The sequence below is a fragment of the Phycisphaeraceae bacterium genome (assembly GCA_019454185.1).
In the GTDB taxonomy this organism is placed as follows: domain Bacteria; phylum Planctomycetota; class Phycisphaerae; order Phycisphaerales; family UBA1924; genus JAHBWV01.
In genome coordinates this window covers 1,848,677-1,870,480 of the sequence record CP075368.1, presented here as the reverse complement: position 1 = coordinate 1,870,480, position 21,804 = coordinate 1,848,677, and the positions used below count along the sequence as shown (strand labels likewise).

The 21,804-nt window shown below is 64.4% G+C and carries 19 protein-coding genes and 1 tRNA gene; 12 read left to right on the top strand and 8 right to left on the bottom strand.

What is annotated here, in order from left to right:
• Window positions 1-387 precede the first annotated feature (387 nt).
• Window positions 388-1,323 carry a hypothetical protein gene (locus tag KF838_07930; GenBank protein ID QYK49771.1) on the top strand — a complete coding sequence of 312 codons (936 nt, stop codon included), beginning with the start codon at window positions 388-390 and terminating at the stop codon, window positions 1,321-1,323.
• Between the two features lie 676 nt (window positions 1,324-1,999).
• Here the strand turns inward: KF838_07930 and KF838_07925 are convergent.
• From KF838_07925 to KF838_07910, 4 genes are all read right to left on the bottom strand, one after another.
• Complete coding sequence (locus KF838_07925; GenBank protein QYK49770.1) at window positions 2,000-2,185, bottom strand: hypothetical protein; 186 nt, start codon at window positions 2,183-2,185, stop codon at window positions 2,000-2,002.
• Window positions 2,186-2,259: 74 nt separating this feature from the next.
• The gene (locus KF838_07920) at window positions 2,260-3,114 is read right to left on the bottom strand and encodes a metal ABC transporter permease (protein ID QYK49769.1); all 855 of its coding nucleotides are present in this window, start codon (window positions 3,112-3,114) and stop codon (window positions 2,260-2,262) included.
• Entirely contained in the window at window positions 3,111-4,010 is a 900-nt protein-coding gene (locus KF838_07915; protein QYK49768.1) for a metal ABC transporter ATP-binding protein, read from the bottom strand. The genes KF838_07920 and KF838_07915 overlap by 4 nt, the downstream gene beginning before the upstream one ends.
• Before the next feature lie 60 nt (window positions 4,011-4,070).
• Window positions 4,071-5,129, bottom strand: coding sequence for a zinc ABC transporter substrate-binding protein (locus tag KF838_07910; protein ID QYK49767.1), 1,059 nt, complete (start codon window positions 5,127-5,129; stop codon window positions 4,071-4,073).
• Window positions 5,130-5,297: 168 nt separating this feature from the next.
• Here KF838_07910 and KF838_07905 point away from each other — a divergent pair.
• Window positions 5,298-5,370, top strand: a tRNA-Ala gene (locus KF838_07905).
• 54 nt (window positions 5,371-5,424) lie between these two features.
• Window positions 5,425-6,183: a hypothetical protein gene (locus KF838_07900; protein ID QYK49766.1), complete on the top strand. Its 759-nt coding sequence runs from the start codon at window positions 5,425-5,427 to the stop codon at window positions 6,181-6,183.
• 500 nt (window positions 6,184-6,683) lie between these two features.
• Here KF838_07900 and KF838_07895 read toward each other — a convergent pair whose 3' ends face one another.
• Window positions 6,684-8,042, bottom strand: coding sequence for a VCBS repeat-containing protein (locus tag KF838_07895; protein QYK49765.1), 1,359 nt, complete (start codon window positions 8,040-8,042; stop codon window positions 6,684-6,686).
• Window positions 8,043-8,579: 537 nt separating this feature from the next.
• Between KF838_07895 and KF838_07890 the strand changes: the two genes are divergently transcribed.
• Window positions 8,580-9,230 carry a tyrosine-type recombinase/integrase gene (locus tag KF838_07890; protein QYK49764.1) on the top strand — a complete coding sequence of 217 codons (651 nt, stop codon included), beginning with the start codon at window positions 8,580-8,582 and terminating at the stop codon, window positions 9,228-9,230.
• Between the two features lie 220 nt (window positions 9,231-9,450).
• Here the strand turns inward: KF838_07890 and KF838_07885 are convergent, their stop codons facing one another.
• Window positions 9,451-11,064 (bottom strand): sigma-54-dependent Fis family transcriptional regulator, encoded by a 1,614-nt coding sequence (locus KF838_07885; protein QYK49763.1) that lies wholly within the window; start codon window positions 11,062-11,064, stop codon window positions 9,451-9,453.
• A gap of 269 nt (window positions 11,065-11,333) precedes the next feature.
• Between KF838_07885 and KF838_07880 the strand changes: the two genes are divergently transcribed.
• Window positions 11,334-12,587 carry a hypothetical protein gene (locus tag KF838_07880; protein QYK49762.1) on the top strand — a complete coding sequence of 418 codons (1,254 nt, stop codon included), beginning with the start codon at window positions 11,334-11,336 and terminating at the stop codon, window positions 12,585-12,587.
• 63 nt (window positions 12,588-12,650) lie between these two features.
• Here KF838_07880 and KF838_07875 read toward each other — a convergent pair whose 3' ends face one another.
• The gene (locus KF838_07875; protein ID QYK49761.1) at window positions 12,651-13,442 is read right to left on the bottom strand and encodes a class I SAM-dependent methyltransferase; all 792 of its coding nucleotides are present in this window, start codon (window positions 13,440-13,442) and stop codon (window positions 12,651-12,653) included.
• Between the two features lie 311 nt (window positions 13,443-13,753).
• Here KF838_07875 and KF838_07870 point away from each other — a divergent pair, with 311 nt between their 5' ends.
• The 7 genes from KF838_07870 (at window position 13,754) to KF838_07840 (ending at window position 20,282) form a co-directional block, all read left to right on the top strand.
• Entirely contained in the window at window positions 13,754-14,770 is a 1,017-nt protein-coding gene (locus KF838_07870; GenBank protein QYK49760.1) for a sulfate ABC transporter substrate-binding protein, read from the top strand.
• Between the two features lie 127 nt (window positions 14,771-14,897).
• Window positions 14,898-15,752, top strand: coding sequence for a sulfate ABC transporter permease subunit CysT (cysT, locus tag KF838_07865; GenBank protein ID QYK49759.1), 855 nt, complete (start codon window positions 14,898-14,900; stop codon window positions 15,750-15,752).
• Window positions 15,753-15,827: 75 nt separating this feature from the next.
• Window positions 15,828-16,724: a sulfate ABC transporter permease subunit CysW gene (gene cysW, locus KF838_07860; GenBank protein ID QYK49758.1), complete on the top strand. Its 897-nt coding sequence runs from the start codon at window positions 15,828-15,830 to the stop codon at window positions 16,722-16,724.
• A gap of 1 nt (window position 16,725) precedes the next feature.
• Window positions 16,726-17,796: a sulfate ABC transporter ATP-binding protein gene (locus tag KF838_07855; GenBank protein ID QYK49757.1), complete on the top strand. Its 1,071-nt coding sequence runs from the start codon at window positions 16,726-16,728 to the stop codon at window positions 17,794-17,796.
• A gap of 3 nt (window positions 17,797-17,799) precedes the next feature.
• Entirely contained in the window at window positions 17,800-19,218 is a 1,419-nt protein-coding gene (locus KF838_07850) for an FAD/NAD(P)-binding protein (GenBank protein ID QYK49756.1), read from the top strand.
• 325 nt (window positions 19,219-19,543) lie between these two features.
• A complete protein-coding gene (locus KF838_07845) occupies window positions 19,544-19,870 on the top strand; it encodes a hypothetical protein (protein QYK49755.1) in 327 nt (108 codons plus the stop codon).
• Between the two features lie 16 nt (window positions 19,871-19,886).
• Window positions 19,887-20,282 carry a hypothetical protein gene (locus KF838_07840; protein QYK49754.1) on the top strand — a complete coding sequence of 132 codons (396 nt, stop codon included), beginning with the start codon at window positions 19,887-19,889 and terminating at the stop codon, window positions 20,280-20,282.
• 503 nt (window positions 20,283-20,785) lie between these two features.
• On the opposite strand, the gene KF838_07835 is transcribed toward KF838_07840, so the two are convergent.
• Window positions 20,786-21,763 (bottom strand): SUMF1/EgtB/PvdO family nonheme iron enzyme, encoded by a 978-nt coding sequence (locus tag KF838_07835; protein ID QYK49753.1) that lies wholly within the window; start codon window positions 21,761-21,763, stop codon window positions 20,786-20,788.
• Window positions 21,764-21,804: the final 41 nt, after the last annotated feature.

Genomic DNA, 21,804 nt, shown 5'->3' with positions numbered 1-21,804 from the left:
ATGGATTGAGTTGCTCTTGATGTGAATTTGGGCAAGCCCCGGACCAGTCCGGGGCTTGTTTTTGCAATACACTCTTTTTCAATGAATTCCGGTGTTTTACCTTGTCGCCCCCTTGAACCCGTGGCACAATATGGAAGTCGTGATGCGCGCGAGGATTGCGCACCGACTGCCTGAGGTACGGTTTGTTCGGTTGGTTCGAGTCGGTTTAGAGTCAAGCTCGTTGGGATCGTGGTTTGGGAGACTCGTCGGGTTTCACAGGCACACAGAAGAGTTTGCGCGCCGGGGTTGAGCGCTCGTGTCTCTCTCTGGCTCACGTTTGGAGGTTCTCAGGCGGGTCACGCGGTGGACGCTTGAGAAGGTTTCGAGTCACACTTTGGAGGTCTTGAGATGAAGAAGATTCTCGCGTCCGCGTCCGTCCTCGTCGCCCTCGCCGGTATTGCTTCGGCCGACGGCATCATCGTCAGCCCTGCCGGCAACTTCGCGGTCGGCATCAACGCCGGCGGCTCCATCTTCACGCAGAACTCCTACAACACCTCGATCGGCACGCTCGGCTATGTCGGCTTCCAGCGCGTCAATGACTCCTACGACCCCATCAACCCCGGCACCCCGACCGAGGGTTGGGCGATGGCTCTCAACGGCATCAACGCCCGTGGCGATGACTATTTCCTCGGCTCCAGCGGCATCTCGCTGATCAGCGAGAGCTACCTGCCCAGCTCCGCCGTTATTGTTCACGACATCAACGGTGGTCAGGCCCGCAAGACCCAGCGTTACAGCTTCCTCCAGAACAACGTGATCGGCATCCAGGTCACGGTGACCAACACCTCCGGCGGCGCCATCAACAGCGCTCTCTACAACCGCGAGGTTGACTGGGACATCCTCCCCTCGTTCTTCTCTGAGTTCGCTCGCACCGACGCCCTCGGCGGCGACGTGGTCGACTCCTCGTACTTCGGCTTCGAGGATCGTGATGCGACCACGCCGTTCGTCTCCTTCGGTGGCGTCGGCGGCGGCCTCTACGGCCTCGGCGACCTCGGCGCCGGCATGACGATCGACCTGATCAACCTCAACGGCGGCGCGATCGCCGATGGCGCGTCGGTCACCTTCTATGTGTTCCACGCCATCAGCCAGTTCAACCAGAGCGAGGCCGCTCTTCGCAACCAGCTGATCGGGCAGGGCGCGACCTGGATCGCGACCGGTATCTCTTCCTCCGGCCCCGGCCCCTTCGCGTACCACGCTGCCATGGGCTACAGCCGCAACCTGATCCCGGCTCCGGGCGCCCTCGCGCTCCTCGGCGTCGCGGGTCTGGCCGCTCGTCGTCGTCGCTGAACGACAGGAACGTCGGGCCTGACCGCTCGGCGTGATTGAGACAGTCAGGCACTGGCTCGCCTTCGGGCGGGCCAGTGTTCTTTTTGCGTTGGTGAGTGGGGCAGGTTCGCTGTTAGAGCAGTTTCAGTCCATTCGTAGCGTCCGGAGCTGGCTGCGACTTCGCGTGGCATTGTCGGCCTGTATCGGCGTATCACTGGGGATACGCCTGCTTCGGCCTCCGCGCCACGCTTGTCTCGCCGACGCTCCAGCCGCTGCGCCTGAACTTCAACCGCTCTAGCGATGATGACGGCGTCAAAGAAATGCGGCCGGGGATCTCACGATCCTCGGCCGCGTGTTCAGTCGGGGCACGCTCTCGCGAACTCCGTCGAGCGCGCTCTTACGAGCGGAGCCCCTTCGTACAGTCACCATTGATCACTGGATCACCTCCTTTACCGAAGGACCTGTCCAGCCGCCGCGAACCCTGTACAGGTTTGCCGCCGGACTCCTTCCCGCGAGCCGTCGCCCGCGGCACACCGCCCGTGATGGGAAGGACACCCATGACGGTCGTCGTGGTTGCTTTCGGTCGTCGGCGAGTATTGAAACGCCTCAGGGCCGATTGCTCACCACGAGTCATGAGTATTGCATACCCGATCGCTGCATGCAAGACCCCAAACGGGGTGTGGATGACTGCTCCGGGTCAGGGCTCGAAGTCGTCGAATGCCCCTTTGGCGGCCTGTTCGTCCAGGTACTTCTGGAGGTCCGCGATCTTGTAGGAGACGAAGCAGAAGACGTGGTGGAGGGTGAGCCACTCGATATCGGACGCGTCCTTGGGTACATCGCTGCGGAGCCGGTTGAGTTCGGCGAGGATGGTCTCTGCTTTCATGGATCACCTCTTGGCGGCGACGGCGTGTCGTCGGCGGGTGCTGTGTGGAGGGTGGATGTGGAGCGAACTGTAGTTCAGCGTCGGGCGAGAGCGGGGCGCGTGATGCGTGCGATCGCGTAGATGCCGACGAGCGAGAGCACGACTGCGGCTCCGGACGGCCAATCGGCCTCGAAGCTCAGGATAAGTCCAGCGGTGGCGCCGCCCATTCCGCAGAGCACGGAGAGCGTGAGGACCGGCTTCCATCGGTCGGTGAGCGTGAGCGCGGTCGCGGCGGGGAGGACGAGCAGAGCCGTCGCGAGGACGACGCCGACGACCTTCATCGCAAGGACGATCGCGAGTGTGATGAGTATGAGCACGAGCGAGCGGATCGCGCCGACACGCACGCCCATGGCCTCTGCACCGGATTCGTCGAATGCCCACGCGACAACCGGGCGGCGGAACCACGTTGCGAGCGCGAGGATGATCGCCGCGACACCCGCGCTCCACATTGCTTCTGTCCATCCCGAGAAGAGGATGGAGCCGAAGAGCACGCCCTCCCATCCTGGGACCCTCTCCGCCGGATGCCATTGATGAGCGAGGTGGAGGAGCACGGAGCCGAGCGCCATCGCACCGACGAGCACGATGCCGATGGCGGTGTCGGGCTCGGTGTCACGCCGACGAGAGAGGGCGGCGATGAGGAACGCCGAGGCGATGCAGAATGCGAGCACGATGCTGAGCGTGGCGGGCGCGGAGGTCGTGACGCCCAGAGCCGCGGCGATGCCGACGCCGCCGAACCCCGCGTGGCTGACGCCCTGGCCGACGAACGCCATGCGTTTGAGGACAACGACGACGGAGAGGAGCGAGCAGACGGTGGCGACGATGAGAAGCGTGAGCACTCCGGGCCAGAAGAGGTCGGCGGATCCGCCTGTGAGGTATCGGAGGGTGTTCATGGTTCACCCCCGGCTGTTCCCTCGTGCGGTCTGGTTGAGTGGTCGTGCGAGCATCCGGGGCCGTGGGCGTGTGTGTGCGAGTGCGCGGGCGTTGCGCACTCGGCTGCGCGGTGTGCATCCATGTGGACATCGCCGAAGACCGCGGCGAGATCGTGCTTGAAGACTTCTGCGAGCACTGCGGGCGTGAGCCCTGCGGGGGCGTCGTGGTAATGCAGTGTGCGGCTGAGGCACGCAACACGGTCGCAGCCGGCGGCGATGGCTCGGACATCGTGGCTGACGATGACGATGGTGAGCCCGAGTTCGGTGCGGAGCCGCGAGACCAGCTCGCCGAAGCGTTGCTGACCCGAGGGATCGATGCCGACGGTCGGCTCGTCCATCAGGAGGACGCGCGGGCGGCGGCCGAGTGCGCGAGCGATCATGACTCGTTGGAGCTGTCCGCCTGAGAGGGAGCCGACGGGCCTGTCGGCGAAGGCGGTCGCGCCGACGCGTTCGAGACATTCCGATGCGAGATCGCGTGAGGCGCGTGAGCGTCCTGCCCATGGAGGCGTGCCGAGTTCGATCGCTATGAGAACGGCTTCGCGGGCGCTGATGGGAAAGGCGAGTTCGGCCTCGACACGCTGGGCGACGTAGCCGACAAGTCGGGCTCGGCGTGCTTCATGCGGAGGTCGGCCGCAGATGAGGATCTCGCCGTCGCCGGGTGTGAGAAGCCCGAGCATGAGTTTGAGGAGCGTCGATTTGCCGCCACCGTTGGGGCCGAGGATGCCCAGGCGTTCGCCCGAGCGAACCTGTATCGAGACGCGCTCGAGCGCGACGAGCGGCGTGCCGCCCGAGCGTGGGTAGGCGAATGAGACGTCGCGGATATCGATGGCGATGTCGTTCGCGGGTTCGGTGTGCATGGGGCGGTAGTGAGGGTGTGTGTGCGGCGTGGTCGCACACTGGTATCGGCGTGAAGCGGATCAGTCGGAGAGATTGGAGACGAGTGATCGGAGATTCGCCTCCATCATGGCGAACCAGTCGCCGGTTCCGAGCGGGTCGAGCGTGCCGAGCCGCACGCCGGCACGTTGCGCGATCAGGTTTGCGCCGCGTGCGTCGAACTGCGGCTCAACGAAGATCGCCCGAACACCCTCGCGGGAGATCGCTTCCGTGACCTGTGCGAGGTTTGCGGGCGTCAGCTCTGCGCCCTCGACGGGTCGGATCACCTCGACGACGCGGAGACCGTAGCGTTCGGCGAGGCGCCCGAACGCGGCGTGGTGGGTGATGATCGCACGGCCGGCGATCGGAGAGAGATCGCGGCGGTAGGCGGCATCAACTTCGTCGATACGCGAGAGCAGTGAGGCGAGTGCCGGAGCGACGGATGTGGCATCGCCCAGGTTTGATTCCGAGATGCTGACGCCGACGAGGCGCGCGATCTCGGGGAGGAACTGCTTCACAAGGATCGGGTCGAGCCAGACGTGGGGATCGATGGCGTGGGCGTGGTCGCCGTGATCGTGATGGTCGTGGTCGTGGTGGTCGTGGCCATGGCCGCCGTGAGAGTCTTCGAGGCCGAGGATGACGCCGAGCCGTGCCTCATGGCGATACGGGCGGGGCCGTTTGCGCAGCGCGGCATCGACGCTCGACTCAAGGCCCATGCCGACAAGTACGACTACGTCGGCTTGTTCGAGCGCGAGGATGTCTTGTACTGTCGGCTCGTACCCGTGCTCGGAACGCCCGGGCGGGATGAGCACGCGGACAGTGGCGTTCTCGGGAAGGAGCGGGCGAACGATACCTTCGAGCGGTGCGAGCGTGACCACGACCCGCATCGGGCCGGGCGATCGCTTCGCGGAAGCCGCGGCGCGTTCGGAGCATCCGCCCGCGAAGGCGGCGAGCCACGCCAGCATCGCGAGGAGGACGGCCATCGCCGTGCGGCGATGCGGAAGCGAGGTGGGTGCTGCGGGTGCGGCGTGCGCGAGATCGGCCAGGGAATGGGATGCAGCCGAAACTATGCGGAGCGTGCGGGTGTGTATTTGATAATTCATTCTCAAGAAGCATATCCGGCGTGGTGGGACATTGCACGTGCGACGGGTTCGACGGGGCGTGATGAAGTCGAGCGTGGCGGTGATGGCGTTGTGTCGGGGACTGCCGGGGTCGGGCGTGGGCATGATCCATGACGATTCGTGCGTGCGGGGCTATACTGTTGCCGCGATGGGGCGGTAGCTCAGTTGGTAGAGCGCATCGTTCGCAATGATGAGGTCGGGAGTTCGACTCTCCTCCGCTCCACTTCTTGTAACCCTTGCTGAATACGCGAGTTGCGTATACCCGACGTGAACGTCGGTGCAGCCAGATCCCGGTTTTCAGCGCGGTGTCACGCCGCGCTGGAGGCACCGATGGCGACGGCGAAGCAGGGACGTCTTCCTTAGCAGGCAGGTCGCCGCGATAAAGCGGCTGGAGGATCGGCGCGACATCGTCGGCGAGTGTCCGAGGTGCAACGGGCGCGGCTGGCCGCAGCACTTCGTGCAGGGGCCGCCCGAGTGCGATCTGACCACCAAGCCAGGCGACCGGATCGGGTGCGACCGCTGCGGACGCGTGTCGCATCCTCGGCTGGTGATCCTCGACAAGGCCGCGCCGAACCCGCTGGAGCAGTGGCTCGCGGCGGGCGGGACGTTCGCGTCACGTCGTAGCCAGGAGGAGCCGCCCATGCGATCGCTGAGGTCGCGTCTGACTCGGATGGAGCGGCAGTCGCAGCGCGACGACGCCGAGAGCCGCGCCCGCGACAACATGCTCACGCACCGGATCTGCGCCCTGAAGGCAGCGCGCGAGCCGGGCTTGGCGCTGGTGAAGCCCGAGCACACCGACGGCGAGACGTACCGGCACATCCAGGAGACGCTGGCGTGGGCCCGCGGGGACTTCCGGGAGGCGGAGCGCCTGGCGAATCTGGACCCGAACAAGCACGTTCCCCCACCTCCCGGTACGCCGTGGGAGGAGCAGATGCGTCTGGCGCGGGAGGCGCTCGATGCGACCGCCGACGAAGCGCACGACCTGACCAAGCGCGTGGCAGCGGCCGTGCGGGCGGCAAGGGACGCGACGGCGTAGGTGGACCCGTGCGGCCCATGCGGCCCGTTGACTGGGAAGACGCTCACGCCGGGTGCGGGAACGCGGCATCCGTGGGCTACGTTCCGCGATTGAAAGCGGGGCTGGGGGATGGAGTGCAGCCCGGGGCCGTGCGGCCGTTGCGGCCATGCTTTGCACCATGTGTTCTGCCATGCCGCGATACATGCGACACATGCGATACGTTGAAACACGACTTCTGCAGTGCGAGCGTCGCGCGGACCATGCGGCCCCACCATGAAACCAGCCCCTTCCCGTTGAGGAAGAGGCTGGCTGCTGAAGACGCTTGGCCCGATCGGGCCGCGACGCGGATGCTGCTGATCAACCAGTCGCAACAGCGTCTTGGGAGGATCTACGACCAATATACCCCACGTTCTGCTGATCGGCCACCGCTCCCGTCACAGAACCAGCGCAATGCCACAACAGCATCACCGGAGGTCGGAACTTGGGAAGGCACAGAGCCCGGCGGCGAGAAGCCGACTGCCTCAACACCCTTGCGCGAACGCATCGATGAAGTCGAGGAAGTCCACGATATCCACGATCGTGTCGCCGTTGATGTCCGGGTTGCCGAACTGGCCGCAGGGCGCGGGGAGATTGGTGCACGACCCGAAGTCGTCCATGAAGTCGAGGAAGTCGATGATGTCACCCACGTCTCCGGACCCGTTGTAATCAGCGGCGCAGGGTGTCGCAACGCACTGATTCAGCAGCACACTGACGGTGTTTGAGCCTTGATTCGTGACGGCGAGGTCGAGCGTGCCGTTCCCGTCGAGATCGGAGATCGCCACGAAGCTGGGGGTGGTACCGGTCGCAAAGTCTTGGCGTGGCTGAAAGGTACCATCGCCGTTGCCGAGCAGCACGCTGACGCTGTTGGAGTCAAAGCCAGCGTTCGCGACGACGAGGTCGGGCACGCCGTCGCCGTTGAGGTCGCCGATCGTCACGGCATAGGGACTGCTACCAGTTGCGAAGTCTTCACGGGGCTGGAAGGTGCCGTCGCCGTTGCCCAGCAGCACGCTTACTGTGTTGGAGTCAACGTTAGCGACGGCGAGGTCGGGCACACCGTCGCCGTTGAGGTCGCCCGTCGCCAAGGATAAGGGAAAATCGCTGCTGGCGAAGTCCTGGCGTGTCTGGAAGGTACCATCACCGTTGCCAAGCAGCACGCTGACGGTGTCGGAGTCTATATTCACGACGGCGAGATCGAGCTCGCCGTCGCCGTTGAAATCACCGATCACAATGGAGCTGGGACGACTGCCTGTGGCGAAGTCCTGGCGTGTCTGGAAGGTCCCGTCGCCGTTGCCCAGCAGCACGCTGACGGTGTTGGAGACTTCGTTCGCAACGGCGAGATCGGGCACGCCGTCGCCGTTGAGGTCGCTGATCGCAACGGAGCTGGGACGAATGCCAGTGGCGAAGTCTTGGCGTATCTGGAAGGTCCCGTCGCCGTTGCCCAGCAGCACGCTGACAGTGTTGCCGGGGTTGAAAAATCCGCCAGCGTTCGTGACGGCGAGGTCGAGCGTGCCGTTCCCATCGAGGTCGGAGATCGCCACGAAGCTGGGGGTGGTACCGGTCGCAAAGACTTGGCGTGGCTGAAAGGTACCGTCGCCGTTGCCGAGCAGCACGCTGACGGTATTCGGACCAACATTCGTGACCGCGAAGTCGGACACGCCGTCGCCGTTGAGGTCGCCGATCGCCACGGACTGAGGAAGGCTGCCGGTGGCGAACTGCTGATCGGGCCCAAACAGTTTTGCCGGGTCGCACTGCGCGTGGGTGGTCGTCGCCGCTGCGCCGACGGCTAAAACCGACAAGACGCGTTGAGTCTTTCGAACGACTCCGTTGAAGATCGCTTGCATGGATACCTCCTCCTATCTACTAGTCTCTGGCTTTGTTCAACGCATCACCACCGTCGGCCAAGAGCAGTTGCGGTGGACCTTGGAGGGTCACTTTACAAGGTCGTCCCAGCGCGAGCAATGCAAATCCGAACACTCCAACACGAACTTCGCGCACACGCGAGTCGTCATCTCGGGTATATGTGCCAACAGAGATCTAGATACGCGAGCCTCAGTGACACCTGTCGCTTTGATGCTTGAACTCACCGCCTGCTCCCCCCTCCATCACCCGGTGCCGCTTTGGTCGCCGGAACGAAGCCGCGGGATGCTCCCGCGAACGGCTCCCCGAGCGGTAACCCCAGCGGGAGCAAGGGCATGCAAGAGAGGAAGGCAGATCGGGGCGACGGGGGCGGAAGTACGCGCCGGCGTCGGAAAGATGTTCCGAACCAACGGGCCGCATGGGCCGCAGGCGAGCGCGTCGAACGGAAGATCGCGAAACAACGTGGCGCACGTATCGCCTGTGTCGCACGGGAAGAACGACGGGGGGAAACCACGGCCGCCGTGGCCGCAACGGCCGCGCCCTCCTGTCGGACCCGCCGCCCCAAGCCCAAGCGCCGCCTGCCGCCCGAGGTGCTGACGGACGAGGAGGTCCGGGCTCTCTTGGACGCCTGCGGCCGGTACACCCCCGTCGCCCTCCGGAACCGCGCGCTGATCACGCTGATGTACCGCGCCGGGCTCCGGGTCTCCGAGGCGCTGGCCCTCCAGCCCAAGGACGTGGACCTCGAGAACGGGGTGATCCGCGTCCTGCACGGCAAGGGCGACCGGTACCGGGCCGTGGGTCTCGACCCCGGGGCGGCGGCCGTCGTGGCGGCCTGGCTCGCCGAACGAAGCAGGGGCCAACCTGTGGGGGGGCGGGTGGCGGCACGGGCGACCCCCCCACGAGGACGGGCGGGTGACGGCCAGCGTGATCCCCTCGCCGCCGCGCCACTGCTCTGCACGGCGTTCGGCACGCCCGTTACGACCGGGTACGTGCGTCGGCTGATGAAGCGACTCGGGCGGCAAGCCGGGATCGCCAAGCGCGTCCACTCCCACGGGCTGCGACACACGCACGCCGCACAACTCCGTTCCGAGGGCGTTGAAGTGGGGGTCGTCTCGCGCGAGAGGCACTGGACCGGACCTTCGAGGAGGCGGGCGATAGGACGGAGCGGGTGAGGGCGGTGGTTGCTGTGGCCAGTGGTTGAATCTCTCCAGAATGCTCGCGCACTGGTCCTGCAGCCGCTAGCCGCGCTCCGTAGTCTCTCGTCAGTCGCGACCGGAGCCCGATGCGGGATCTCTCACGAGCCAGAGGAACCGACTCCAGTGCCAATTCATGGCTGCACAACCGTTCAAGTCTGCATGATCGCTGCGAATGCAAGCGGACATGCGCCTCGGATCAGCTGCTGCGGCCGCGGTAGGATGCCCACTCAATACCAAGTTTCCGCATGCGCGACCTCAGCGTGTGCGGGTTGATACCGAGCGCCTTTGCAGCACCGAAGGGGCCTTCGATGCGTCCATGGCACTTTGCGAGCGCGTCGTTGATGTGACGGATCATCGCAGAATCGAGCGTTGCGTCGGCAGTCGCATGGGAGGCGAGAGACGCGGGCGGCGTCCCAGTGAGAAGGGGATGGGTGGACGCGTGCGGCATGCTCGGGCTTTGCTGATGCGCAGGAGCTTGGGTGGGAGACCTGCCGACGCCGAGAGATGTCGCGATCTCGAGCGAGCGACCGTTACCGAGGATGACGGCGCGTTCGATGACTGAGGAGAGTTCGCGGATATTCCCCGGCCAGCCATATTGCAGCAGAAGCGACATGTCCTCGGGGCTTGGCGCGATGGGCGAAGTGCCGAAGCGACGTGCGGCCTTCAACGCGAAGTGTGTCGCGAGCGCGGGGATGTCGCCCAACCGGTCGCGCAGCGGCGGCAGCCGCACCGGGAAAATGGCGATCCGATACCAGAGGTCCTGACGAAAGCGTCCGTCGGCAACCATCGCCTGCAAGTCGCGGTGTGTGGCAGCGATGATCCGCACGTCTGCGTGGAGTTGTCGCTCACCCCCGACCCGCTCGAATGTGCCATCCTGAAGGACGCGGAGGAGTCGAACCTGAGCCGCCGGCGGGAGTTCACCGACCTCGTCGAGGAAGAGCGTTCCGCCATCGGCGCGTTCGAACCAGCCGAGGCGCTGGGACTCGGCTCCCGTGAAGCTTCCTCGCTCGTGGCCGAAGAGCTCCGAGTCGATGAGCTCGGGGGGGATCGCGCCGCAGTTGACCCGGAGGAAGGGCTTTGCAGCGCGACGCGAGCGATTGTGGACGGCGCGTGCGACGACTTCCTTTCCTGAACCAGTCTCGCCGAGAAGCAGGACCGGCACGTCGGAAGTCGCGACCTGGTCAACGCGCTCGATGACATCGCGGAGCCCTGCCTCTGCGCCGACGATCGTGTCCGAGATATCGTGGCGACCAAGTCGCGTGAGCAGCGTCCGCTTGTCGGCCTCGGCCGCCTCGCGAAGCGATCGCATCTCGTGTACACGCTGGTCGTTCTCAAGAGCAATGGTGAAAGGGTCCAGGAGTGACTGGCAGATCGCGATGTGATCCTGCGTCATCGCCGCCCCGGATTTCAGCACGAGGATAAGGAGAGCGACGTGGCCCTCGGTTCCGTTCAGCGGGCCCACGATGAGTTCCTGGCGGACTCCCGGGAGCGAAGCAGAGAGGGACGCGGGCTTTGCGCCACGGGGACCGACCCGGACGGCCTGCGACCTGCGGCACCACGACAGAAGCTCCTCGGCTTCGTCCCCTTGAAGGGCGGTGCGGCTCTGCTCGGATCGCGTCTGGCCGCTGGACTCGGCAGCCGCCACCGTCTCGAGGAGTGACCTCGCGAGGTCGAGCCGCCTGATGACGATTCGCTCGACTGGCACCCTACGCGCAATCGGAGCGAAAGTTCGCTCGAGAGATTCAGCAAGCTCGACGTGCTTGCAGACTTCGCGCCAGACGGAGAGCAGAAGTGTGGTGTGTCGTTCCATGGGCGGGACTGCACCCGGAGTATCGGACGGATTTTCCGTGTTATGTAGCGGAATAGTGTAGGCATTTCCGTGATCAGTGTCGGCCATAGGGCACTCCGAGGGGAATTCTGTTGTGCTCACGAGGCCTTCCATGGCTCTTCACAGCAAAGGAAGGGGGATTCGCGGCACATCGCTTGCAATGTGCATGCCGCACGCGGCAGCCCCCATGCAAACGCGATGCCCGAGTCGGGCATTGGTGCCGGGGGTCGCGTTGCAGGAGCAATGACGCCATGGCACGAGTGACTGGGACTGAACGAAACAGACGGGCAGGGCGCGTGATGGCTGCGGGCATGATCGGCGCTGGCACTCTCGGCGCGTTGCACGCGCACGCTGACGGTGCGGATGCCTCACGAGCAGAGCTCGCGGAACTTCGGGCATCTGCGACGTCCGCACCCGCCGCCGGGCACGACGGGAGTGCGTTCTATGTCGGGAGCGACGATGGCGCGTTCAAGTTGAAGGTCGGTGGGCAGATCCAGTTCCGATATCTCGCCAACTTTCGTGACGAGCCAACGGATGGAGATGACGACTACACAGGGGGATTTCAGACGAGGCGTGTCCGTCTGGAGTTCGGCGGGAACGTGATCAGCAAGGACACCACATTCCTTGTGCAGACGGACTTCAGCCGCAGCACCGGCACAGCGTCGCTCCTGGATGCGTGGGTGCGTCACTCGCTCGGCGAGAACTGGGGACTCCGGTTCGGCCAGTTCAAGGCACCCTTGCTTCGCGAGGAACTCGTCAGCGGAAAGCGGATGCTCGCGGCGGATCGGTCGGTGACAAACGCTGTGTTCACACAGGCGAGGTCGCAGGGCATCCAGCTTGAGTATGAGGGTGATCGAGCGAGGGTTGCCGCGGCGTTCACAGACGGGCTGAACACGCTCAACTCGGACTTTGATGCGAGCGCCGAGGCCGATTATGGTCTGACCGGGCGTGTTGAGCTGCGCCTCGCCGGCGACTGGAAGCAGTTCAACGACTTCACATCCTGGCGAGGGTCACAGTTCGGCGCGATGCTCGGGCTCGCGGGTCACTGGCAGTCGGGCGGCGACACCGGGGGAACGGTCGATACCGACGTCCTCTCGTACACCGCGGATCTGAGTCTTGAAGGCAACGGTTGGAACGCGTTCGCGGCGTTTATCGGCCGGAGCACTGAACCTTCAGGTGGCGGCGAGTTCGATGACTTCGGCTTCATCGTGCAGGGGGGCGTGTTTCTGACGGAGAAAGCCGAGATCTTCGCGAGGTACGACATCGTGCTTCCCGACGACGATCGCGCTTCGGGCGATGACGACTTCAGCACGATCACGGCGGGCATGAACTACTACTTCATCGAGAAGAGCCATGCAGCGAAGTTCACGGCTGACGTGCTCTACTTCCTCGACGCGCAATCGGACAGCTCGTCGCTTGTCTCCAGGAACACGGGCATCGGACTGCTGCCGGATGCCGAGGACGGGCAAATCGCCGTGCGCCTCCAGTTCCAGCTGCTGTTCTGATCGATTCTTCGGGCTTCCTTCGACGGGCGTGGGCGAGCGATCGCTCACGCCCGATTCACGGTATCAGGCGTCTATGGGCTGTGACAGGTACAGGATGGTGCGGTACACAAGTCGGACGACACCATCGGGACCGGCAAAGCGTTGGTGCGCAGCGCGGAGTTCGTTCTCCACCTTCGTACGAGCATCCCCCTCAGTCGGGACATAGGACGCCGAGATCGCTCGCCCAACGAGCCCATCAGCGTTGAGCGACTGTTCATACACGAACGTTCGCTCCCATGCTGTGGCGAAGAGCTGACTGACGTACAGCTCCTCGGGGCGGATGTGCCACTTCTCTTCCGGAGCTCTGCTCGACGCGCGCGAGATGATGTCGGAGTAGACCGCTGTCAATGGGTCCGTCAGGTCCCGCTCATTCCACATAACCGCGAGCCGTCCGCTCGGCTTCAGGATGCGGTGGAACTCGCGCAACGACTCTTCGGGTCGGAACCAGTGAAACGCCTGTGCCGCGAGAACGAGGTCGAATTCGTGCGACTCCAGGCCGGTGGACTCGGCGGCGCCATCGGAAAAGATGACGCGAGGGTGTGTGTCGGCGGCGTCTCGCATCGCGGCGTTGGGCTCGACGGCGTTCACGCGCACGCCGCGATCCGCGAGAAGCCGCGATGAGATGCCGGTCCCCGCTCCGATATCCGCTGCGCGAAGAGAGCCGGGCTCACCGAGTCCATCGAGCATTGCATCGATCGCGCTGATTGGGTACGAGGGACGGAAGCGGCGATACGCATCGGCGCGGTCGCTGAATCGACCCGTCGGGTTGAGCGCGTACAACGCTCTGTTGTGTGTGTTGCTGACTGGGGCCTGCATGACGGAACCTCTTTGTGCACTGTTAATGTGTATTCGTTGAGCCGCCTGCGGCGTGCTCCGGTGATCTGGTGATCGGCTCACGGAGTACGCATGCTCGAGGTTCATGTTCGCACAGCTTTGAGCGAAGTTTCCGTGACGGGCGATAGGACGCAGCCGTGATTTATCACGGATACTCCGTGTCCCGACGGCGTTTGGGTCCGTAAACGCAGATGCATGCCCTCACAGGCCGCACAGAGAGTTGTGGCACGCCGTTCGCCAAAGTCCTCGTGGTGAGCCGCCGATCGGCTCGTCACCTTTCAGGAGTACACCCCATGGCTCGTTCGTTCATATCAAGGTTGGCTCTATCACTCGGGCTCGGCGCAGCGATTGTCGGCGGTGCTGCGGCCCAGCAGAAGATCACGCTGCTCAACGTCTCGTACGACCCGACGCGTGAGTTGTACACGGAGATCAATGCCGAGTTCGGGAAGGAGTGGAAAGCGAAGACAGGACAGACGATTGAGTTCCAGCAGTCGCACGGTGGCTCGGGCAAGCAGGCTCGATCCGTGATCGACGGCCTCGAAGCGGATGTTGTGACGCTCGCGCTCGCCTACGACATTGACGTGCTCGGATCCCAGGCGAACCTGATCCCCTCTGACTGGCAGTCCCGTCTCCCCGACAACAGCTCCCCCTACACATCCACCATCGTCTTCCTCGTTCGCAAAGGGAATCCGAAGGGAATCCAGGACTGGAACGATCTGGCGAGGCCTGGCGTTGCGGTGATCACCCCGAACCCGAAGACCTCCGGCGGAGCCCGCTGGAACTACCTCGCGGCGTGGGGCTACGGCCTCCGAGCGTTCGACAACGATGAGGCGAAGGTGCAGGACTTCGTCACGAAGATCTTCAAGAACGTGCCGGTGCTTGACACGGGAGCCCGTGGATCGACCAACACCTTCGTCCAGCGCGGCATCGGCGACATCTTCATCTCGTGGGAGAACGAGGCGATCCTTGTGCTCAACGAGTTCGGGAAGGACAAGTTCGAGATCGTCACACCATCGGTGAGCATTCTCGCTGAGCCGCCCGTCACGGTTGTGGACAAGGTGGTGGACAAGCGGGGAACACGGGCTGCTGCCGAGGCGTACTTGAAGTTCCTCTACACCGAGCGTGCCCAGGAGATCATCGGAAAGCACCACTTCCGTCCGCGCAGCAAGGATGCTCTCGCAAAGCACGCAGATCAGTTCAAGCCGGTCGAGTTGTTCACGATCGACGATGTGTTCGGCGGATGGGCGAAGGCGCAGAAGGCGCACTTCGATGACGGTGGCAAGTTCGACAAGATCATCTCGGGCAAGTGATTCCGTCAACATCACACACGACATTCAAGCACTTCATGTCTCTCCTCCTCCACCTCTCACCCCGTCCACAGACGGGGGAGAGGTTTACCGGCAGCCGTGGCCAGCGGCACTTCTCGGAGCATACTCGATGGATGCTGTGATCTCGAACGCGGCGCGGCGACGAAAGCAGTCTTCGGTGCTGCCGGGGTTCGGCCTGACCATGGGCTTCTCTGTCACCTACCTGGGGCTGATCGTCTTCCTGCCCCTTTCAACGCTTTTCCTCATGACGTCGCGCCTCACATGGGCCGAGTTCTGGCGGATCGTGTCGGACGAACGGACCATGGCGGCGTACGGGCTGAGCATCGGGGGAGCGATCATCGCGGCGATCGTGAACACGGTCTTTGGTGTGGTCATCGCATGGGTGCTGGTGAGGTACACATTCCCCGGCAAGAAGATTATGGATGGGCTGGTCGATCTGCCGTTCGCGCTGCCGACCGCGGTCGCTGGCATCGCCCTCACGGCGATCTACGCGCAGAACGGGTGGCTCGGGCGGTTCCTTGACCCGATCGGAATCAAGGCGGCGTACAGCCGCGTGGGCGTGGTCATCGCCATGATTCTCGTGAGTCTGCCGTTCGTCGTGCGGACGGTGCAGCCGGTGCTGGAGGATCTGGACGCGGAGATCGAGGAGGCGGCGGCATCACTCGGCGCACGGCGGTGGTCTTCGTTCATCCGCGTGATCTTTCCAACCCTTCTCCCGGCGATCCTCACAGGGCTTGCGCTGTCGTTCGCCAAATCGGTCGGTGAGTATGGATCGATCATCTTCATCGCGGGCAATCTGCCGGGGAAGACAGAGATCGCCCCTCTGCTGATCTACCTTCGACTGGAAGAGTTCAACTATCCGGCGGCCACCGCCATCGCGGTCGGCATGCTGGCGGTCTCCTTCTTCATGCTGCTCGTCATCAACCTGCTTCAGACGTGGACGCGACGGAGCGCCCACACGTGACCGCACACTCGAACGCAGAACGCGTAGTCTCGAACCCGGAGGCGATCTGACATGGCCGGCGGTACAGCATCTTTGATGGCCGGCGCACGATCCCGATCCGCGGCCGGACGTGTCTCGAACCAGGAGGCGTGGTGGTTCAAGTGGCTGCTCATATCGCTCGCGGCGGGCTTCCTGACGCTGATGCTTGTGCTGCCTCTCGCGGTGGTCATCTATGAGGCGTTGTCGAGAGGCATCGAGACTTTCTGGAAGGCGGTGGTGGACAAGGACGCGCTCGCAGCGATGCGTCTGACACTGCTGACCGTGGCGTTCGCCGTCCCGCTCAACCTCATCTTCGGCGTGGCGTGCGCGTGGGCGGTCGCGAAGTTCAGATTCCCCGGGAAGAGTCTCTTCATCACGCTGCTCGATCTGCCGTTCAGCATCTCTCCGGTCATCGCGGGCATGGTCTTCGTGCTGCTCTTCGGCGCGAGGGGCGTGCTGGCGGGGACTCTGCTCGGAAACTGGATGGCGGACAGTGGGATCAAGATCATCTTCGCTCCGCCGGGAATCATCCTCGCAACGATCTTCGTGACCGTGCCTTTCATCGCGAGAGAGTTGATCCCGCTCATGCAGGCCCAGGGACGAGACGAGGAAGAGGCCTCGATCTCGCTGGGTGCCACGGGTATCAAGACTTTCCTTCGCGTGACGCTTCCGAACATCAAGTGGGGGCTTCTGTACGGCGTGATCCTGTGCAACGCCCGCGCGATGGGAGAGTTCGGCGCGGTGTCGGTCGTCTCAGGGCATATCCGGGGCAAGACCAACACAATGCCGCTCCACGTCGAGGTGCTGAACGGGGAGTACCAGTTCGCGGCGGCGTTCGCGATCGCGGCAATCCTGGTGCTGATGGCCGTGCTCACGCTGGTCGCGAAGAGCATCGTCGAATGGAATGCGGCCCGCGAGTTCGCGCGACTCGCAAGCGCGGAAGGAGCGCACTGAGATGTCCATCGAGGCGTTTAACATCACCAAGACGTTCGGCACGTTCACGGCTCTGGACAACGTGAGTCTCCACGTGCCCTCCGGCGAGCTGGTTGCCCTGCTTGGGCCGTCCGGATCCGGCAAGACGACGCTCCTGCGCGTGATTGCTGGGCTTGAATCGCCCGATCGCGGCACCGTGCTCTTCGACGGATCGGACATCACCGACCGGCACGTCCGCCAGCGTCAGGTGGGCTTCGTGTTCCAGCACTACGCCCTCTTCAAGCACATGAGCGTCTTCAAGAACGTCGCGTTTGGCCTGAGGGTGCGTAGCCGGAAGACTCGCCCGAGTGCGAAAGAGATCGAGGATCGCGTGTTGCGTCTGCTCAAACTGGTGCAGCTGGATCGATTCGCGAATCGCTATCCGTCGCAGCTCTCAGGCGGCCAGAGGCAGCGTGTTGCGCTCGCACGTGCGCTCGCTGTTGAACCCCGTGTGCTGCTCCTGGACGAGCCGTTCGGTGCGCTCGACGCGAAGGTGCGTGTCGAGCTTCGCCGCTGGCTCCGGCGATTGCACGAAGAGATCCATGTCACAAGCGTGTTCGTCACGCACGACCAGGAAGAGGCGATGGAGGTCGCGGACCGGATTGTCGTGATGAGCAACGGTCGCATCGAGCAGGTCGGCGCGCCCGAGGATGTCTACCACCATCCTGCCAATCCGTTCGTCTACAACTTCCTGGGCAACGTCAACCTGTTCCATGCCCGCGTGGTCAACGGCCGTCCGGCGTTCACCGGCAACGGGCTCACGCTCGGTGCGGACTCCAAGACCCGTGTGCACGAAAGGGCGGAGGCGCTGGTCTATGTCCGGCCGCACATGATGGATATCGATTCGCGCCCTCGCGGCGACATCAGCGTTCGTGCGATCGTCAAGCACGTGAACGCGGCGGGCCCGCTGGTGAAGGTAGAGCTGTCCAGCCCGGAGAACGACGACATCCACGTTGAACTGCCGCAGGAGCGATACCGCGTGCTGCGCCTCAAGCAGGGCGACAACGTGTACGTGATCCCTCGAGACATGCGCGTGTTCGTCAACGCTTCCTGAGCCATGGAGCAGAAGACCATCGCGATCATCGGGGGTGGTTGCAGCGGCGTAGCCGTAGCGACCCACATCGCGCAAGTGGGGCGCGGCGCGTTGCGATGCGTGGTCATTGAGTGCTCGGACAAGCCCGGTACGGGTGTTGCCTACGGCACGACGCGACCAGAGCACCTGCTGAACGTGCCGGCGGGACGCATGAGCATCCTGCATGACGCACCAGGCGATCTCGTAAAGTGGCTCGATGCGCGGGGGCACCGATACTCACCCAACGACTTCGTGCCGAGGGTTATCTATGGCGAGTACCTGCGCTGGCATCTCGAAAGGGTTGCCGCAAGCGGGGGCGTGCGTGTCGTGCGTGGACGGTGCGTCGGCATTGCGCCTTGTGCAGACGGCCTGTGCATCGCGCTGCGTGAGGGCGCGGGCTTCGTTGCGGATGCGTGCGTGTTGGCGCTTGGCAATGGCGCGCCGCCGCGCCTGCACGAGGACACTTCTCGTCTTCGCAGGGACGGATCAGGACTGGCGGATCGCGTTGTGCAGAATCCGTGGGCTGAAGGCGCGTTCGATCGCGTGGCGCGGGATGAGCGAGTCGTGATCGTCGGAACCGGCCTGACCGCAGTCGATGTTGTGCTGACGCTCGATGCGCTCGCCCATCGCGGGCCGGTGACGATGGTGTCCCGGCGAGGACTGCTGCCACGCTCCCACGCGCCGGCTCGCCAAACGGTCTCGGCATGGGATGCGAGATCGCTTATCGTCGGAGTTTCGGCGCGGGTCGCGCTGCGAGCCGTTCGGAATGCGTGCGAACGCGAGATGGAGGCGGGCGGCGACTGGCGGGCGGTGATCGATTCGCTTCGGCCTCACACGATCGAAGCGTGGCGCTCGTGGACCGATGTTGAAAGAGAGCGATTCGCAGCACACCTGCGTCCGTTCTGGGATGTCCACCGACACCGCATGTCCATGGGCATAGCGTCGCGAGTGAATCATCACCTCGCATCCGGACGGCTGCGCCTCGTGCGCGGCTCCGTATCGGCCGTCGAGAGCGATGAAAGTGCCGGTGACAAGGTGCGAGTTGTGATCCAGAGCCGCGAACATGACGCAGAGCACAGCATGAACGCAGACCGAGTCTTTAACTGTGCCGGTCCGAGCGTCAACCCGGCTCGGTGGAATGACCCTCTGGTCGAGTCGATGCTCGCGAGCGGACTTGCTGTCATTGATCCGCTCGGGCTCGGATTCGCGACGGACATGCATGGGCGAGTTCTCGATCGGCGCGGCAATGCTTCAGGTCGCATTTTCGCGATCGGCCCACTCCGAAGGCCGGACATGTGGGAATCGACAGCAGTCCCTGAGATTCGCATGCAAGCAAGCGCGATCGGCACCTCTCTCAACCACGAGTTCTTCATGCTCCAGTCCGCAGAGCAGAGCTCGGGCTGAAGCACCAAAGCGTTCACTCCGCTTGGATCCTGCTTCACGTCTGAGCGCGTGCACTGCGGCGTGCACTGCGGCGTGAACCGCGGCGTGCACCGCGCTCCGCTACGCAAAGCGGTACAAAGACGCGCAAGGAACACGACGCTTGCAATCCGGAAGTGTCGTTTCTAGCGTTGGTTATGGGTTCTGGCTCATGTTATGTTTGGGTTCGCAATGATGAGGTCGGGAGTTCGACTCTCCTCCGCTCCACTTCTTGTAACCCACGCTGAATACGCGAGTTGCGTATACCCGGCGTGACAGCCGGTGCAGCCAGATCCCGGTTTTAAGCGCGGTGTCACGCCGCGCTGCACCGCGCTGGAGGCGCCGATGGCGACGGCGAAGCAGGGACGTCTTCCTTAGCAGGCAGGTCGCCGCGATAAAGCGGCTGGAGGATCGGCGCGACATCGTCGGCGAGTGTCCGAGGTGCAACGGGCGCGGCTGGCCGCAGCACTTCGTGCAGGGGCCGCCCGAGTGCGATCTGACCACCCGGCCCGGCGATCGGATCGGGTGCGACCGTTGCGGGCGCGTGTCGCACCCTCGGCTGGTGATCCTCGACAAGGCCGCGCCCAACCCGCTGGAGCAGTGGCTCGCGGCGGGCGGGACGTTCGTGACCTCGTAGCGAGGAGGAGCCGCCCATGCGATCGCTGCGATCGCGTCTGAACAGAATCGAGCGGCAGTCGCAGCGCGACGACGCCGAGAGCCGCGCCCGCGACAACATGCTCACGCACCGGATCTGCGCCCTGAAGGCAGCGCGCGAGCCGGGCTTGGCGCTGGTGAAGCCCGAGCACACCGACGGCGAGACGTACCGGCACATCCAGGAGACGCTGGCGTGGGCCCGCGGGGACTTCCGGGAGGCGGAGCGCCTGGCGAGTCTGGACCCGAACAAGCACGTTCCCCCACCGCCCGGTACGCCGTGGGAGGAGCAGATGCGTCTGGCGCGGGAAGCGCTCGATGCGACCGCCGACGAAGCGCACGACCAGACCAAGCGCGTGGCGGCGGCTGTGCGGGCGGCAAGAGCCGCGATGGCGTAGGTGGACCCGTGCGGCCCATTCGGCCCGTTGCCGGGGAAGACGCTCACGCCGGGTGCGGGAACGCGGCATCCGTGGGCTACGTTCGCCCACTCAAGGCGGTACCGAGGGATGGCACGCAGACTTGCGGCCCATGCGGCCGTTGCGGCCATGCCTCCCGCCATAGGTTCTGACCTGCCGCGATACGTGCGACACATGCGATACGTTGGTGCGCGAATCCCTGGTGCGCGGACCTCGCGCGGACCGGGCGGCCCCAGAACGAAACCAGCCCCACGCCTTTCGGAATGGGGCTGGCTGCTGAGGACGCTTGGCCCGCAAGGGCCGCGACGCGGATGCTGCTGATCAACCGGTCGCAACAGCGTCCTGGGAGGATCTACGACCAATATACCCCATGATCTGCTGATCGGCCACCGCTCCCGTCACAGAACCAGCGCAATGCCACGACAGCATCACCGGAGGTCGGAACTTGGGAAGGCACAGAGCCCGGCGGCGAGAAGCCGACTGCCTCAGCACCCTTGCGCGAACGCATCGATGAAGTCGAGGAAGTCCACGATGTCCACGATCGTGTCGCCGTTGATGTCGGGGTTGCCGAACTGGCCACAGGGTGAGGGAAGATTGGTGCACGACCCGAAGTCGTCCATGAAGTCGAGGAAGTCGAGGATGTCGCCCACGTCTCCGGAGCCGTTGTAGTCAGCGGGACATGATGGCAGGCCAATGGCTTGGGAGACACGAAACCCGAGGTTGAAGCCGTGGCCCCCCCCGTTGATGTCCATGCGGTTGTCGGCCCGCTGGAAGAAATCGCTTTCGTTGTACGACCCGCCGCGGTGGCTGCGGAGGTTGCCGAAAATGACGGCCTCGTTCCACTCCCACACGTTCCCGCCCATGTCGAACGTGCCGTAGAAGTTCGCGGCGTACGAGCCGACGGGCGTGGTGTTGCCGATGACGCTGTTGTAGTTCGCCTGCGAGGTGTTGATCGTGTTGCTCGATGTCGGGTACAGCCAGTAGTTGTCGCTATCGCCGCCCGCGCTGGCGGGCTGGTGGTACGCGGCCTTGTACCACTCATCCTCGCTCGTCACCGCCCACTGCCACCCCACGTTGCGGGTGATGGTGTTGAACCAGATGCCGTCGGGCGTCAGCGTGTACGCACCAGTCTCTGTGTCGCCGTCGCTCTGGCCGTTGTGCAGCCAGTTGGCGAACCTGCACGCATCCCAGAAGGATACGAAGTTCACCGGGTTATTCGCCCGGCCGCTGACGGTCGAGTAGGTGTATGAGCCCGGCGAGCCCGAGCGGGTGATGCCGCCCACCGACCCAGCCATGTTCGTGTTGTACAGGTCGAACGGGTCCGACGCGGCCTTGGCGTTCAGGAACGCCGCGTACTGCGCGTTGGTTACCTCGGTCTGCCCGATGTTGTACGTGTACGCCACCGAGCCGTAGAGATTGCCCGTGAACGGGTCCGGTGCATTGCCGGGGTTGCCGATCGGCACGGTCGGGATGGTGATCTGGGCGGATGCGCCAGCACAGCACA

Excerpts from the sequence above, each read along its gene's own strand:
- cysW (QYK49758.1), top strand. The coding sequence starts at position 15,828 with ATGGCCGGCGCACGATCCCGATCCGCGGCCGGACGTGTCTCGAACCAG.
- KF838_07915 (QYK49768.1), bottom strand. The coding sequence starts at position 4,010 with ATGCACACCGAACCCGCGAACGACATCGCCATCGATATCCGCGACGTC.
- cysT (QYK49759.1), top strand. The coding sequence starts at position 14,898 with ATGGATGCTGTGATCTCGAACGCGGCGCGGCGACGAAAGCAGTCTTCG.
- KF838_07880 (QYK49762.1), top strand. The coding sequence starts at position 11,334 with ATGGCACGAGTGACTGGGACTGAACGAAACAGACGGGCAGGGCGCGTG.
- KF838_07850 (QYK49756.1), top strand. The coding sequence starts at position 17,800 with ATGGAGCAGAAGACCATCGCGATCATCGGGGGTGGTTGCAGCGGCGTA.
- KF838_07930 (QYK49771.1), top strand. The coding sequence starts at position 388 with ATGAAGAAGATTCTCGCGTCCGCGTCCGTCCTCGTCGCCCTCGCCGGT.
- KF838_07910 (QYK49767.1), bottom strand. The coding sequence starts at position 5,129 with ATGAATTATCAAATACACACCCGCACGCTCCGCATAGTTTCGGCTGCA.
- KF838_07925 (QYK49770.1), bottom strand. The coding sequence starts at position 2,185 with ATGAAAGCAGAGACCATCCTCGCCGAACTCAACCGGCTCCGCAGCGAT.
- KF838_07885 (QYK49763.1), bottom strand. The coding sequence starts at position 11,064 with ATGGAACGACACACCACACTTCTGCTCTCCGTCTGGCGCGAAGTCTGC.
- KF838_07840 (QYK49754.1), top strand. The coding sequence starts at position 19,887 with ATGCGATCGCTGCGATCGCGTCTGAACAGAATCGAGCGGCAGTCGCAG.
- KF838_07855 (QYK49757.1), top strand. The coding sequence starts at position 16,726 with ATGTCCATCGAGGCGTTTAACATCACCAAGACGTTCGGCACGTTCACG.
- KF838_07875 (QYK49761.1), bottom strand. The coding sequence starts at position 13,442 with ATGCAGGCCCCAGTCAGCAACACACACAACAGAGCGTTGTACGCGCTC.
- KF838_07870 (QYK49760.1), top strand. The coding sequence starts at position 13,754 with ATGGCTCGTTCGTTCATATCAAGGTTGGCTCTATCACTCGGGCTCGGC.
- KF838_07920 (QYK49769.1), bottom strand. The coding sequence starts at position 3,114 with ATGAACACCCTCCGATACCTCACAGGCGGATCCGCCGACCTCTTCTGG.
- KF838_07895 (QYK49765.1), bottom strand. The coding sequence starts at position 8,042 with ATGCAAGCGATCTTCAACGGAGTCGTTCGAAAGACTCAACGCGTCTTG.